The following is a 13750-nucleotide window of genomic DNA, read 5'->3' as shown; positions in this document are numbered from 1 at the left end:
ACCACACGAATCAACCGTGCAGTGCGGGGGTTTGTTACTTGGCACTGACTTTCGGCACGCTGTTGAGTTCTCAAGGAGCGGACGCACACCAACTCGACCCTCTCGGGCTTCCTCGGTGGCTGCTTGTCCTACTCTACGCCGGCTCCGGAGTCCTGCACCGCTCGGGTGCTCCTCCGTGGCCCTCGCGGGCTCGTCCGGCGCGAAGAGAACAGTACACGACTCCCGGCGGGCGTGCACACGGGGTCTCGGTCACACCCCGTCACGGGCGGTCAGAGACCGAGGAAGGTCTCGATCCCCACGGTCAGCCCCGGCCGCGCGCCGATCTCGCGGACGGCGAGCAGGACGCCGGGCATGAAGGACGCGCGGTCGAAGGAGTCGTGCCGCAGCGTCAGGGTCTCCCCCGCCGCGCCCATGAGGACCTCCTGGTGCGCGACCAGGCCGGTGAGCCGCACCGCGTGCACCGGGATGCCCTCGACGTCGGCACCGCGGGCACCGGGCAGCGAGTCGGTGGTCGCGTCCGGCGACGCCGGCAGCCCGGCCGCCCGGCGTGCGGCGGCCACGAGGCGCGCGGTGCGGACGGCGGTGCCCGACGGGGCGTCGACCTTGTTCGGATGGTGCAGCTCGACGATCTCCGTGGAGGGGAAGAAGCGCGCGGCCTCCTGGGCGAAGCGCATGAGCAGCACCGCGCCGATGCCGAAGTTGGGGGCGATGACCACGCCCACCTCGGGCTTGGGCTCCAGCCACTCGGCGACCGTCGCCAGCTTCTGCTCGTCGAAGCCCGTCGTCCCGACGACGCAGTGGATGTTCTGGTCGATGCAGAACCGGATGTTGTCCATGACGACGTCCGGGCGGGTGAAGTCGACGACCACCTGCGCGCCGGCGTCGGCGACGTTGAACAGCCAGTCCCCCTCGTCGACCATCGCGACGAGCTCGAGGTCGTCGGCGGCGTTGACCGCCTTCACCACCTCGGTGCCCATCCGGCCCCGGGCGCCGAGCACACCGACCGAGATCCGGGGCGGCTCGCCCGTGGTCGCGCCGGTCGCCTGCTGGTGGGGTGCGGGGGTGCTCGTGGTCACCGGGTCAGGCTTCCGGGCGGCCCGTCCCGATGCAAGACGGCCTCCGCACCGGTCACCCGGGCGGCCCGGCGCTCCCCCACCGCCCACAGCAGCAGGCCGAGCGCGACGCCGGCGGCGTCGGCGAGCCAGTCGAGGACCGAGCCCGAGCGCTGCAGCGGCGTCACCGCCTGGACGACCTCGCTGACCGCGCCGTAGGCGAGCAGGAGCACCGCCAGCGGTCCCGGCCGCGTCCCCGCCCACCGGCCGGCGAGCGCCAGCGCCAGGAACAGCGCGAGGTGGACGAGCTTGTCCACGCCCGGAGGGGCGGCGGGGACGTCGGAGGCCGGCGCGAACAGCACGGCGAGCGAGACGAGCACCGTCACCGCGAAGGCGCCGCGGGACAGCGCACCGTGCACGCGGAACGCCGAGGAGGGACTCGGGTCGGTCATCGGTCTCCGAGGTCGGGCTGGGCGGGGTCAGAGCCGGTCGAGGTCGGACTCCCGGTAGGGGCCGACGACGGCGAGGCAGGTCTCCCGGCCCAGCAGGTCCGCGGCGACCGCGCGCACCTGCCCCTCGTCGACCGCGGCGATCCGGTCGAGCACCTCGCGCACCGGGACGTACTCCCCGTACGACAGCTCGCTCTTGCCCAGCCGGCTCATCCGCGAACCGGTGTCCTCGAGGCCGAGCACCGTCCCGCCGCGCAGCTGACCGCGGCCGCGGGCCACCTCCTCGGAGGTGAGCCCCTCGGCGGCCACCCGGGCCAGCTCCTCGCGCACCAGGCGCAGCACCTCGGGCACCCGCTTCTTGGCGCAGCCGGCGTAGACGGAGAACGCGCCGGTGCCGGCGTAGGAGGTCAGCGCCGACCCGACGCTGTAGACCAGGCCGCGCTTCTCCCGGATCTCCTGGAACAGCCGCGAGCTCATCCCGCCGCCCACCGCCGTCTCCAGGACCGCGGCGGCGTAGCGCCGCTCGTCGAACCGGCTGAGCGCGAGGCTGCCCAGCAGCAGGTGCGTCTGCTCGGTCTTCCGGCTGACCAGCCCGGCGGGCCGCGCGGGGCGGCCGGGGACCAGTTCCTCGCCGCGGCGCAACGGCGCCGGGGACGCCGTACCGGACAGCCGCTCGCCGAAGACCGCCGTCACCAGGTCGACCACCTGCTGGTGGTCCACCCGGCCGGCGGCGGTGACCACCATCGAGGGGACGGAGTAGCGCGAGCGGTACCAGCCGTCGACGTCGTCGCGGGTCAGCCCCTCGATCGACTCGACGGTGCCGAGCACCGATCGGCCCAGCGGGGTGCCGCCGAAGAGCGTCTCGGCGAACAGGTCGTGCACCAGGTCGGAGGGCTCGTCGTCGCGCATGGCGATCTCCTCGAGCACCACCGTCCGCTCGGACTCCAGGTCCTCGGCGGTGTTGAGCGCCTCGGTCACCAGGTCGCCGAGCAGCGTGACCGCCAGCGGGAGGTCGCTGGCGAGCACGTTGGCGTAGTAGCAGGTGTGCTCCTTGGCGGTGAAGGCGTTCATCTCACCGCCGACGGCGTCCATCGCCGTCGCGATCTCCAGGGCGCTGCGGCTGCGGGTGCCCTTGAACAGCAGGTGCTCGAGGAAGTGCGAGGCGCCGGCGACCCGGTCGGTCTCGTCCCGGGAGCCGACGCCCACCCAGATGCCGAGGGTGGCCGAGTGGACGCCGGGCATCGTCTCGGTGAGCACGCGCAGCCCGCCGGGCAGCACCGTGCGCTCGACCCGGCCGCCGACCTCGTCGACGTCGATGACGCGGGCGACACCGACCGGGGCCGGGGCGGACGTGAGGTCGGTGGACCCCACGCCGGCCCCGGCCCCGGTCGGCGTCGGTTCGGCGACCGTGTCAGGCCTCCGCGGGAGCGGGGGCGTCGGCCGGGGCCGCGCCGTCGCCGGCGGCGGCACCCTCGCCCTCGCCCTCGGCGGCCACCGGGACCAGGCTGATCTTGCCGCGGGCGTCGATGTCGGTGATCTCGACCTGCAGCTTGTCGCCGACGTTCACGACGTCCTCGACCTTGCCGATCCGCTTGCCGCCGCCCAGCTTGCTGATGTGCACCAGGCCGTCCTTGCCCGGCAGCAGCGAGACGAAGGCGCCGAACGGCGTCGTCTTGACGACGGTGCCGAGGAAGCGCTCCCCGACCTTCGGCATCTGCGGGTTGGCGATCGCGTTGATGCGGTCGACCGCGGCCTGGGCCGACGGGCCGTCGGAGGCGCCGACGTAGATCGTGCCGTCGTCCTCGATGGTGATCTCGGCGCCGGTCTCGTCCTGGATCGAGTTGATCATCTGGCCCTTGGGGCCGATGACCGCGCCGATCTTGTCGACCGGGATGCGCACCGTGGTCACGCGCGGGGCGTAGGGGCTCATCTCGTCGGGGCCGTCGATGGCCTCGTTCATCACGTCGAGGATGTGCAGGCGGGCGGCGCGGGCCTGGGTCAGCGCCTGGGCGAGCACGTCGGACGGGATGCCGTCGAGCTTGGTGTCCAGCTGCAGGGCCGTGACGAAGTCCTTGGTGCCGGCGACCTTGAAGTCCATGTCGCCGAAGGCGTCCTCGGCGCCGAGGATGTCGGTCAGCGCGACGTACTCGGTCCTGCCGTCGACCTCGTCGGAGACCAGGCCCATGGCGATGCCGGCGACCGGGGCGCGCAGCGGCACACCGGCGTTGAGCAGCGACAGGGTCGAGGCGCAGACCGAGCCCATCGACGTCGAGCCGTTGGAGCCCAGGGCCTCGGACACCTGCCGGATCGCGTAGGGGAACTCCTCGCGGTCGGGCAGCACCGGCAGCAGGGCGCGCTCGGCGAGCGCGCCGTGGCCGATCTCGCGGCGCTTGGGCGAGCCCACGCGGCCGGTCTCGCCGGTGGAGTACGGCGGGAAGTTGTAGTTGTGCATGTAGCGCTTGCGCGTCTCGGGCGAGAGCGTGTCGAGCTGCTGCTCCATGCGGAGCATGTTCAGCGTGGTGACGCCCAGGATCTGGGTCTCGCCGCGCTCGAACAGCGCCGAGCCGTGCACCCGCGGGACGACCTCGACCTCGGCCGACAGCGGCCGGATGTCGGTGACGCCGCGGCCGTCGATGCGGACCTTGTCGCGCAGGATGCGCTGCCGGACGACCTTCTTGGTGACGGCGCGGAAGGCGGCCGACACCTCCTTCTCGCGGCCGGCGAACTGCTCGGCCAGCGAGGCGGCGACCTCGTCCTTGAGCGCGTCGGTGGCGTCGTTGCGCTCCTGCTTGCCGGCGATGGCCTGCGCCTCGGTCAGCCGCTCGAGGGCGGCGGACTCGACGGCGGCGTACACGTCGTCCTGGTAGTCCAGGAAGCGCGGGAACTCCGCGACCGGCTTGGCGGCCTTCTCGGCCAGCGCCGTCTGCGCCTCGCACAGCGCCTTGATGAAGGGCTTGGCGGCCTCGAGGCCCTGGGCGACGACCTCCTCGGTCGGCGCGGTGGCGCCGCCGCGGACCAGCTCGATCGTCTTCTCGGTGGCCTCGGCCTCGACCATCATGATCGCGACGTCGCCGTCGGGGAGCACGCGGCCGGCCACGACCATGTCGAAGACGGCGTCCTCGAGCTCGGCGTGCGTGGGGAAGCCGATCCACTGGCCGCCCACCAGGGCGACGCGGGTGCCGCCGACCGGGCCGGAGAACGGCAGGCCCGACAGCTGGGTGGACGCCGACGCGCCGTTGATGGCGAGCACGTCGTAGAGGTGCGCCGGGTCCAGCGACAGCACGGTGATGACGACCTGGACCTCGTTGCGCAGGCCCTTGGCGAAGGTCGGCCGCAGCGGCCGGTCGATGAGCCGGCAGGTGAGGATCGCGTCCTCGCTGGGGCGGCCCTCGCGGCGGAAGAACGAGCCGGGGATGCGCCCGGCGGCGTACATCCGCTCCTCGACGTCGACCGTCAGCGGGAAGAAGTCGAAGTGCTCCTTGGGCTGCCTGCTGGCCGTGGTGGCCGACAGCAGCATGGTGTCGCCCATGCTGACGACGACCGAGCCGGCGGCCTGCTTGGCCAGCCGCCCGGTCTCGAAGGTGATGCTGCGGCTGCCGTGGCTGCCGTTGTCGATGACCGCGGTGGCGGTGGTGACCCCGTCCTCGGGGTCGTACTCGGCAGCGATGCTGCCCTGGGTGGTGGGTGCGGACACGTCGTCCTCTTCCTACGTCGCATGCGGCGACGTCCTCTTCGTGGCGTCCTGCGCCGGACTGCTCCCGGGTGACCGGTCTTCGATCGAAGCCCACGGGGGTCGTTCCCCCTCCCGTGGAGGGGCATTCCCGGGGGCCACCACCGAGGACCGGCCGGCGTCGGGGTGCGCGGGCGGGGCGCCGGGGGTCCCGTGGGGCGGGTGCCCCACGAGAGAGGGGACCGTCCCGGGCGGGACGGTCCCCTCTGGGTCAGCGGCGCAGACCGAGCCGCTCGATGAGCGAGCGGTAGCGGTTGATGTCGGTCTTCGCCAGGTAGTTCAGCAGCCGGCGACGGCGGCCGACCAGCAGCAGCAGGCCGCGCCGGCTGTGGTGGTCGTGCTTGTGCTGCTTGAGGTGCTCGGTCAGGTCGCTGATCCGGCGGGTGAGCATCGCGACCTGGACCTCGGGCGAGCCCGTGTCCTTCTCGACCGTCGCGTACTCGGTCATGATCTGCTGCTTCGTCGCGCTGTCGAGCGCCATGGGCGGGCCTCCTGGCCAGGTCGGGTGTGGCCCCCGGTCTGGGTCACGGGGGCAGGTGTGCACACACGTCGGGCGGGGCCCGACACCTGCGAGGCTACCAGCGCGCCGGCGGGGGCCCGCCGCGGTGATCACCCGGCGGGGGGCAGCCCCAGGACGGCGCGGGTGCGGACGACGTCGGCGGCCATGGCCGTCACCAGCTCGTCGACCCCGGCGAAGGCGGTCATCGGGCGCAGCCGGGAGACGAACTCGACGCCGACGTGCTCGCCGTAGAGGTCGCCGGCGAAGTCGAGGACGTGGGCCTCCACGGTGCGCCGGGAGCCCTGGAAGGTGGGGTTGGTGCCCACCGAGACCGCGGCGGGGCGGCTGTCGAGCGTGCGCCCGGCGGGGTCGCGGGTGACCAGGGACCCGGCGTAGACGCCGTCGGCGGGGATCGCGGTGTACGGCGGGCACTCGACGTTCGCCGTCGGGTAGCCGAGCTCCCGGCCGCGCCGGTCGCCGCGGACGACGACGCCGTCGACCCGGTGCGGGCGGCCCAGCGCCCGCGCCGCGCTCTCCATGTCCCCGGCGGCGACGCAGGCGCGGATGTAGGTCGAGGAGATCGTCACCTCGCCGTCGGCGGAGGCGTCGCCGGCCAGCGGGATCCCCTCGACGGCGAAGCCGAACCGGCGGCCCTCCTGGGTCAGCGTGGTGACGTTCCCGGCGGCCCTGTGCCCGTAGGTGAAGTTCTCGCCGACGACGACCGCCGCGGCGTGCAGGTCCTCGACGAGCACGCCGTGGGCGAACTCCTCGGGGGTGAGCCGGCTGAACTCGGGCGTGAACGGGATGACGCACATCGCGTCGACGCCGAGCCCGGCGACCAGCTCGGCCTTGCGGTCCAGGGAGGTGAGGATCGCCGGGTGCGAGCCGGGCCGCACGACCTCGGTCGGGTGCGGGTCGAAGGTGACCAGCACGCACGGCCGGTGCAGCGCCCGCGCGCGGGCGACGGCGGTGCCGATCAGCTGCTGGTGGCCGCGGTGGACGCCGTCGTACATGCCGACGGTGACCACCGTCCGGCCCAGGTCGGCCGGGACGTCGGCCAGCCCACGCCAGTGCCGCACCCGCCCGCTCCCCCGTGTCGCCGCCGGGTCGCTCAGGCGACCCGGTGCAGCCAGCCGTGGGTGTCGGGCACCCGGCCGTGCTGGATGTCGAGCAGGTGCTCGCGCAGGCCCATGGTCACCGGCCCCGGCGTCCCGTCGCCGACGGTGAAGTCGCCGGTGCGCGCCTTCACCTCGCCGACCGGGGTGATGACCGCGGCGGTGCCGCAGGCGAAGGTCTCGGTGACCGTGCCGTCGGCCACGCCGGAGCGCCACTCGTCGACGCTGAACCGGCGCTCGGTCACCCGCATGCCGCGGTCGCGGGCCACGGTGACCAGCGACTCGCGGGTGATGCCGGGCAGCAGCGTGCCGGTGAGCTCGGGGGTGACCAGCTCGGCGTCGTCACCGGAGCCGAGGACGAAGAACAGGTTCATCCCGCCCATCTCCTCGACGTAGCGCTTCTCCAGCGCGTCGAGCCAGACGACCTGGTCGCAGCCGGCGGCGATGGCCTGCTCCTGGGCCAGCAGGCTGGCGGCGTAGTTGCCGGCGCACTTGACGTCGCCGGTGCCGCCGGGCGCGGCCCGGATGTAGTCCTCGGACAGGTAGACGCTCACCGGGTGCACGCCGCGCGGGAAGTACGCGCCGGCCGGGCTGGCGATGACGAGGAACAGGTACTCGTTGGCCGGGCGCACGCCGAGGAAGGGCTCGGTGGCCAGCTGGTAGGGCCGGAGGTACAGCGTCTGGTCGGGGCCGGTGGGCACCCAGTCGCGGTCGGCGTCGACGAGCGCGTCGACGGCGGCGATGAACGCCTCCTCGGGCACCGGCGGCATCGCCAGCCGGCGGGCGCTCCGGGCGAAGCGGGCCGCGTTGGCCTCGGGCCGGAAGGTCGCGACGCTGCCGTCGGGCTGGGCGTAGGCCTTGAGGCCCTCGAAGATCGACTGCGCGTAGTGCAGCGCGGCGGTGGCCGGGTCCACCTGCAGCGGCGCGTACGCGGTGAGCCGGGCGTCGTGCCAGCCGCGGCCGGCGGTCCAGCGGGCCACGAACATCGAGTCGGTGAAGTGCCGGCCGAAGCCGGGGTCGGCGAGCACCGCCCGGCGCTCGGCGGCCGGGCGGCGGGTCACGTCCTCCACGGTCACCGGCACGCCCTCGGTGAAGACCCGGGGCGTGGTCCTGCTGTCGGCGAGCGTGTCGGTCATGGCTCCCACCTGCGCGTGCTCCGTCTGCGGCCAGGGCGGCGTCGGGGCCGCCCCTCCGCTCACAGTAGCCCCGGGCCCGGCGGCGGCCGGGAGCCGACCGCCGCCGTCGCCCGCGCGGGTCAGGGCCGGTCCGGCGCCGAGCTCTCGACGACCTCGTAGGACCACAGGTGCTGCGAGTCGCTGGCCGCCGGGGCGAGCTCGTCGCCCCCGCCCTCGTGGGCGCGGGCGAAGTCCTGCCCGTCCTCCCAGGAGCGGTAGGCCTCCTCGCTCTCCCACCGGGTGTAGACGAGGTACTGGTCGGTGCCCTCCAGCGGCCGCAGCAGCTCGAACCACTCGAAGCCCGGGGTCTTCTCCACGGCGCCGGCGCGGCCGCGGAAGCGCTCCTCGAAGCGCTCCTGCATGTGCGGCGGCACGGTGATGGCGTTGATCTTGACGACGCTCATGGCAGCCCCCTTCCCGCCCGCGGGGACCGTCAATCCCCTGCGGCCTCCCGCGGGCCGGGCCAGGATGGCCCGATGACCCCGGCTCCGCGGCCCGGCGTGCTGTTCGACGTCGACGGCACCCTGCTCGACACGAACTACCTGCAGGTCCTCGCCTGGTGGCAGGCGTTCCGCGACACCGGGCACCCCGAGGTGTCGATGGCCGACTGCCACCGGGCGATCGGCATCGCCAGCGAGGAGCTGGTCACCCACCTCCTCGGTGAGGACGCCGACGACGCCGGCGAGGTGTCCGACGCCAAGACCCGCCGCTACGAGCCGCTGCGCGAGCTGGTGACCGCCTTCCCGCGCGTCGACGAGCTGCTGGCCGCGTGCCGGGAGCGGGAGCTGGCCGTGGTGCTGGCCACCAGCGGCAAGGACTCGGACCTGGAGTGGATGGTGCCGGCGATCGGCGGCGACGACGTCGTCGACGGGGCCACCTCCTCGGCCGACGTCGAGGCGGCCAAGCCGGCGCCGGACCTGTTGCAGACCGCCGTCGACCAGCACGGCCTGGACGCCGCGCGCACCGTCGTCGTCGGGGACACCGTCTGGGACGTGCGGTCCGCGCGCGACGCCGGGCTGCCGTGCATCGCGCTGACCTGCGGCGGCATCTCCCGCGCCGAGCTGGAGGACGCCGGCGCCGACGAGGTGTACGACGACCCCGCCGACCTCCTCGACCACCTGGACGACTCGCTGATCGGCAAGCTCGTCCGGGACTAGCTCGTCCGGGACTAGGCGGAGGACCCCCGTGCCCCCACGCCTCGCACGCGCAGGCGGAGGGCCCCTGCACGGGAGCCGTTCCAGACCGTCACCCGGGGAAGCCGACGGCGACCCGGGCGGTGGACCCGGCGTCCTCGACGAGCGCGACCAGCCGGCCCGCCGGGTCGACGGCGGCGCTGAGCCCCGGCCGCCCGGTCGCCGCGACCCGCTGGCCGTACCCGAGGGCGCGGGCCTCGTCGTCGGTGAGCCGCCGCTCGGGGTAGATCGCCGTCGCGGCCTCGGGGAGGGTCAGCGTCCCCGGCCCGCCCCCGGCGGCGAGCGCGGCCGCGGCCTCCTCGACCGGGGCGGCCTGCGCGGTGGTGAACGGGCCGGAGGCGGTGCGGCGCAGCGCGGTGAGGTGCCCGCCGACGCCGAGCGCGGCCCCGGCGTCGCGGGCGATGGCGCGGACGTACGTCCCGGCGGAGCAGGACACGGTGACCTCGACGTCGACCAGGCCGGGCCCGGTCCGGTCGACGCGGTGCACGTCGATGCGGTGCACGGTGACCGGGCGGGGCTCGAGCACGACCTCCTCGCCGGCCCGGACGCGGTCGTAGGAGCGGCGGCCGCCGACCTTCACCGCGCTGACCGACGAGGGCACCTGCAGCAGCGGGCCGGTCTGGGCGGCCAGCGCCGCGCGGATCGCGTCGTCGTCGAGGTGCCCGGCGGGGATGGTGGTGAGGACCTCGCCCTCGCGGTCGTCGGTCACGGTGGTCTGCCCGAGACGGATCGTGGCGTCGTAGACCTTGTCCGAGCCGCCCAGGTGGCCCAGCAGCCGGGTCGCCGACCCGACGCCGAGCACGAGCAGGCCGGTGGCCATCGGGTCGAGGGTGCCGGCGTGGCCGACCCGGCGGATCGACAGCACCCGCCGGGCCCGGGCGACGACGTCGTGCGAGGTCATCCCGCCGGGCTTGTCGACCAGCAGGATCCCCGGGGTGACGTCGGCGTCGGCGGCGCGGCGGCGGCTCATGCCGGGGTCCCCGCGGAGACGTGGAGCGCCGGCGGAGCGTCGTCGTGGGGTGAGCTCACGCCCCCACCGTCGCAGGCGCGGTCAGCCACCTGTCCCCCGCCACCCGGGCGAGCACCGCGACGAGCCGCAGCGCGATGAACGCCGTGAGCCCGGTCCAGACCCCGGCCAGCCCCCAGCCCAGCGGTCCCGACAGCAGCGACAGGGGCAGGAAGCCGACCAGCGCGGCGCCGACGGTGACCGTGCGCAGGTAGGCGACGTCGCCCGCCCCCATGAGCACGCCGTCGAGGGCGAAGACGACCCCGGCCAGCGGCTGGAACCCGGCGAGGAACCACCAGACCAGCTCCGCCTGCTCCCGGACGGCGGGGTCGCCGCTGAACAGCGGCACGAGCAGGTCGCGGCCGGCCAGCAGCGCGACGGCGACCAGCACGCCGGTGCCCAGGCCCCACAGGGTGACCCGGCGGGCGGTGGCGCGGGCCTCGCCGGGCCGGCCGGCACCGAGCGCGTGGCCGACCAGCGTCTGCGCGGCGATGGCGTAGGCGTCGAGGACCAGCGCGAGGAAGAGGAACAGCTGCAGCGCGATCTGGTGGGCGCCGAGCTGCGCCTGCCCGGCGCGCGCGGCGACCCCGGCGGCGACCAGGAAGGCCAGCTGCAGCACGGTGGCGCGCAGCAGCAGGTCGCGGCCGAGGACCAGCTGCGCCCGCACGGCGGCCGGCCGGAACCGCCAGTCGGCGCCCTCGCGCAGCAGCGCCCGCACGAACAGCGACGCGGTGAGCGACTGGCCGACGAGGTTGGCCACCGCGGAGCCGGGCAGCCCGAGGCCGGCCGGGTGCACCAGCAGCGGGCAGAGCACCAGGCTCAGCAGGCTGCCGGCGAGCACGAAGCGCACCGGCCGGCGGAGGTCCTGCACGCCGCGCAGCCAGCCGTTGCCGGCCAGGGACACCAGCAGCAGCGGCGCGCCGCAGCCGGCGATCCGCAGCCACTGCTCCCCCGCCGCGGCCACCTCTCCGGGCCCGCCGGCCAGGGCGCGGGTCAGCGGGCCGGCCAGGAGCTGGAAGAGCACGACGACGGCGGCGCCGAGCAGCAGCGCCAGCCAGGTGGCCTGCACGCCCTCGGCGACCGCCCCGGCGCGGTCCCCGGCCCCGGCGCGGCGGGCGGCGCGGGCGGTGGTGCCGTAGGCGAGGAAGTTGAGCAGCGCGGCCGCCCAGGCCAGCAGCCCGCCGCCGACGGCGAGCCCGCCCAGGGGGACGGTGCCCAGGTTGCCGACGACCGCGGTGTCGACCAGCAGGTACAGCGGCTCGGCGGCCAGCACGACCAGCGCCGGGACGGCCAGCCCCAGGACGGACGGCGCCCGCTCCGTCACCGCGCCGTCGTCGCGGACGACACCAGGGCACGGATCGCCGCCATCGTCGCCTCGCGGTCCAGGTGCGAGGTGAAGCCCGCCGCGGCCCGGTGCCCGCCGCCGCCCAGCGCCATCGCGACACGGGCGACGTCGGTGCCGCCGCGCGAGCGCAGCGACACCGCCCACGAGCCGTCGTCCTGTCCCTTGAGCACGCAGGCGACGTCGGCCTCGGCGGTCGACCGGACGACGTCGACCAGCGCCTCGAGCTGCTCGCCGGGCAGGCCGTGCTCGGCCGCCTCAGCGGTGCTCGACCAGGTCCACACCAGCCCGGCGCCGACGCCGGGCTCGAGCACCGCCCGCCCGGTCACCGCCGACAGCAGCCGCAGCCAGCCGAACGGGGCGGTGTCGAACAGCCGCTGGCTGATGGCCGCGTGGTCGATGCCGGTGGACAGCAGCCGGGCGGCCAGCACGTGGGTGTCCGGCCGGGTGCTGCTGAAGCGGAAGGAGCCGGTGTCGGCGGCCAGGCCGGCGTACAGCACCGTGGCCAGGCCGGCGTCGAGGGCGACGCCGAGCTCGTCGAGCAGGCCGGCGACGAGGACGACGGTCGCCGGGGCGGCCGGGTCGACCAGCCGCACGTCCCCGAAGCCGGGGTTGCTCGCGTGGTGGTCGACGACGACGGAGGTGCCGGCGTCGCCGAGCAGCGCGGCCAGCTCGCCCAGGCGGGCGGGCGAGGCGGCGTCGAGGCTGACGAAGACGTCCGGGGACGCGGGGACGGCGGTCGAGGGCACCAGGCCCTCGGTCCCGGGCAGCCAGCCGAGCGAGTCCGGCAGCACGGGGCGGCCGGGGAACGTGGCGGTCACCCGGGCGCCGCGGCGGCGCAGCCCCTCGGCGAGGGCCAGGGTGCTGCCCAGCGCGTCGGCGTCGGGCTGCACGTGCCCGCTGAGCACGACGGTGGCGCCGGTGTCGGCGGCCGCGGCCAGCACGGCGGCCGGGGTGCGCAGGGGCACCCCGGCGGTCGGCGCGGTCACGGGTCAGGCGTCGGGGCCGGGATCGGCCACCGGGGGTGCGTTGCGGTCCTCGGTCACCCGCCCGCCCCCGGGCGGCAGCGGCGGGCCGCCGTCGTCGGGCTCGTCCTCCGCGATGGAGGGCACCGCCCCGATCTGGCCCTCGCGGCCGCCGTCGGTGGGGTCGCCGGCGTTCGGCTCGGCCCGCCCGCCGAGCTCCGAGCGGCCCTGCCCCTCCCCGGGGAGGTACGGGTCCGGGTCGTTCTCGCTCACGAGGCACTCCTGTGCTCGGGGGACGTGCTGACGTCGGCGTCGGAGGTCTCGTCGTCCTCCTCCGGGTGCCGGTAGGGGTCGGCCTCGCCGGCGTAGGTGGCGTGCTCGCGCAGGCGGGCGAGCTCGGCGTCGGCGTGCCGGACCCGCTCGAGGGCCTCGTCGAGCTCGCGCGCGGTGTCGGGCACGTGGTCGGCGACGAAGGTCAGCGTCGGCACGAACTTGATGCCGGTCTGCCGGCCCACGGTCGAGCGCAGCACCCCGGTGGCCGAGGCGAGCGCCTTGGCGGAGTCCGCGACGGCGGTGGCGTCGCCGTAGACGGTGTAGAAGACGGTGGCCTCGCGCAGGTCGCTGGTCACCCGCGCGTCGGTCACGGTGACCATGCCCAGCCGGGGGTCCTTGATCTGGGACTCGATCGCGGCGGAGACGATCTGTCGGATGCGCACCGCGAGCTTGCGGGCGCGGGCGGGGTCGGCCACGGCGGACCTCCGGGGGTCGGGGCGTCGAGGACGCCGGTGGACAGTGGGCGGCCCCCTCGCAGGGGCCCGCCCCGAGCCTGCGAGGGGTGGGGGGCGAGGGGGTCCTTCATCAGGCGTCGGTGTCGGAGAACAGCTGCCGGTGCGTCGACAGCAGCGTCACCTCCGGCCGCTCGGCCAGCAACCGCTCGCAGGCGTCGAGGACGTCGGTCACCTGGCCGGCGTCCCCCGCGACGGTGGCGACGCCGACCTGCACGCGGCGGTGCAGGTCGACGTCGCCCACCTCGGCCGCGGCCACGGCGAAGCGGCGCCGCAGCTCGGCCACGATGGGCCGGACCACGGCGCGCTTGCCCTTGAGCGAGTGGACGTCGCCCAGCAGCAGGTCGGCGGTGAGCGTGCCGGTGAACACGCTCACCGCCTCCCTGGTGCCTGACGACGTCGATCACGTGCCGGTGTGGCCCCCTCGCCCCCCGCCACG

The 13750-nt window shown here is 75.2% G+C and carries 15 protein-coding genes; 1 reads left to right on the top strand and 14 read right to left on the bottom strand.

Going from position 1 to position 13750, the window contains the following annotated elements; translation table 11 throughout:
- Positions 1 to 269: 269 nt before the first annotated feature.
- From dapB to ACI8AK_RS22250, 8 genes are all read right to left on the bottom strand, one after another.
- Positions 270 to 1076, bottom strand: a complete 807-nt coding sequence (dapB, locus tag ACI8AK_RS22285; RefSeq protein WP_387994322.1) for a 4-hydroxy-tetrahydrodipicolinate reductase — start codon at positions 1074 to 1076, stop codon at positions 270 to 272.
- Positions 1073 to 1504 carry a VanZ family protein gene (locus ACI8AK_RS22280; protein WP_456958064.1) on the bottom strand — a complete coding sequence of 144 codons (432 nt, stop codon included), beginning with the start codon at positions 1502 to 1504 and terminating at the stop codon, positions 1073 to 1075. The genes dapB and ACI8AK_RS22280 overlap by 4 nt, the downstream gene beginning before the upstream one ends.
- Before the next feature lie 27 nt (positions 1505 to 1531).
- Positions 1532 to 2872, bottom strand: a complete 1341-nt coding sequence (locus ACI8AK_RS22275; protein ID WP_456958062.1) for a M16 family metallopeptidase — start codon at positions 2870 to 2872, stop codon at positions 1532 to 1534.
- Positions 2873 to 2912: 40 nt separating this feature from the next.
- Positions 2913 to 5195 carry a polyribonucleotide nucleotidyltransferase gene (locus ACI8AK_RS22270; RefSeq protein ID WP_387994313.1) on the bottom strand — a complete coding sequence of 761 codons (2283 nt, stop codon included), beginning with the start codon at positions 5193 to 5195 and terminating at the stop codon, positions 2913 to 2915.
- Positions 5196 to 5442: 247 nt separating this feature from the next.
- Positions 5443 to 5712 carry a 30S ribosomal protein S15 gene (gene rpsO, locus ACI8AK_RS22265; RefSeq protein ID WP_072920360.1) on the bottom strand — a complete coding sequence of 90 codons (270 nt, stop codon included), beginning with the start codon at positions 5710 to 5712 and terminating at the stop codon, positions 5443 to 5445.
- Between the two features lie 128 nt (positions 5713 to 5840).
- Positions 5841 to 6809 (bottom strand): bifunctional riboflavin kinase/FAD synthetase, encoded by a 969-nt coding sequence (locus ACI8AK_RS22260; RefSeq protein ID WP_387994310.1) that lies wholly within the window; start codon positions 6807 to 6809, stop codon positions 5841 to 5843.
- 32 nt (positions 6810 to 6841) lie between these two features.
- Complete coding sequence (locus tag ACI8AK_RS22255) at positions 6842 to 7981, bottom strand: branched-chain amino acid aminotransferase (RefSeq protein WP_387994308.1); 1140 nt, start codon at positions 7979 to 7981, stop codon at positions 6842 to 6844.
- Positions 7982 to 8100: 119 nt separating this feature from the next.
- Positions 8101 to 8424: an antibiotic biosynthesis monooxygenase family protein gene (locus ACI8AK_RS22250; protein WP_387994305.1), complete on the bottom strand. Its 324-nt coding sequence runs from the start codon at positions 8422 to 8424 to the stop codon at positions 8101 to 8103.
- 72 nt (positions 8425 to 8496) lie between these two features.
- On the opposite strand from ACI8AK_RS22250, the gene ACI8AK_RS22245 reads away from it, so the two are divergent.
- A complete protein-coding gene (locus tag ACI8AK_RS22245) occupies positions 8497 to 9177 on the top strand; it encodes an HAD family hydrolase (RefSeq protein WP_387994302.1) in 681 nt (226 codons plus the stop codon).
- Positions 9178 to 9265: 88 nt separating this feature from the next.
- Here ACI8AK_RS22245 and truB read toward each other — a convergent pair whose 3' ends face one another.
- The 6 genes from truB to ACI8AK_RS22215 all read right to left on the bottom strand — a co-directional run bounded on the left by truB (position 9266) and on the right by ACI8AK_RS22215 (position 13687).
- Positions 9266 to 10183, bottom strand: coding sequence for a tRNA pseudouridine(55) synthase TruB (gene truB, locus ACI8AK_RS22240; protein ID WP_456958060.1), 918 nt, complete (start codon positions 10181 to 10183; stop codon positions 9266 to 9268).
- A gap of 55 nt (positions 10184 to 10238) precedes the next feature.
- On the bottom strand, positions 10239 to 11543 hold the full coding sequence (locus ACI8AK_RS22235) for an MATE family efflux transporter (RefSeq protein WP_387994296.1): 1305 nt from the start codon (positions 11541 to 11543) through the stop codon (positions 10239 to 10241).
- The gene (locus tag ACI8AK_RS22230) at positions 11540 to 12550 is read right to left on the bottom strand and encodes a DHH family phosphoesterase (RefSeq protein ID WP_456903787.1); all 1011 of its coding nucleotides are present in this window, start codon (positions 12548 to 12550) and stop codon (positions 11540 to 11542) included. Before ACI8AK_RS22230 ends, ACI8AK_RS22235 begins: the two co-directional genes overlap by 4 nt.
- A gap of 3 nt (positions 12551 to 12553) precedes the next feature.
- Positions 12554 to 12799, bottom strand: a complete 246-nt coding sequence (locus ACI8AK_RS22225) for a hypothetical protein (RefSeq protein ID WP_387994290.1) — start codon at positions 12797 to 12799, stop codon at positions 12554 to 12556.
- Positions 12796 to 13275, bottom strand: coding sequence for a 30S ribosome-binding factor RbfA (gene rbfA, locus ACI8AK_RS22220; protein WP_387994288.1), 480 nt, complete (start codon positions 13273 to 13275; stop codon positions 12796 to 12798). Before rbfA ends, ACI8AK_RS22225 begins: the two co-directional genes overlap by 4 nt.
- A 109-nt stretch (positions 13276 to 13384) precedes the next feature.
- On the bottom strand, positions 13385 to 13687 hold the full coding sequence (locus ACI8AK_RS22215; RefSeq protein ID WP_456903791.1) for a DUF503 domain-containing protein: 303 nt from the start codon (positions 13685 to 13687) through the stop codon (positions 13385 to 13387).
- Positions 13688 to 13750 lie beyond the last annotated feature (63 nt).

Source organism: Geodermatophilus sp. SYSU D00867 (genome assembly GCF_054050315.1).
This window is presented reverse-complemented; position numbering and strand designations above follow the sequence as displayed.

Excerpts from the sequence above, each read along its gene's own strand:
- ACI8AK_RS22280 (WP_456958064.1), bottom strand. The coding sequence starts at position 1,504 with ATGACCGACCCGAGTCCCTCCTCGGCGTTCCGCGTGCACGGTGCGCTG.
- rpsO (WP_072920360.1), bottom strand. The coding sequence starts at position 5,712 with ATGGCGCTCGACAGCGCGACGAAGCAGCAGATCATGACCGAGTACGCG.
- ACI8AK_RS22255 (WP_387994308.1), bottom strand. The coding sequence starts at position 7,981 with ATGACCGACACGCTCGCCGACAGCAGGACCACGCCCCGGGTCTTCACC.
- ACI8AK_RS22250 (WP_387994305.1), bottom strand. The coding sequence starts at position 8,424 with ATGAGCGTCGTCAAGATCAACGCCATCACCGTGCCGCCGCACATGCAG.
- ACI8AK_RS22245 (WP_387994302.1), top strand. The coding sequence starts at position 8,497 with ATGACCCCGGCTCCGCGGCCCGGCGTGCTGTTCGACGTCGACGGCACC.
- truB (WP_456958060.1), bottom strand. The coding sequence starts at position 10,183 with ATGAGCCGCCGCCGCGCCGCCGACGCCGACGTCACCCCGGGGATCCTG.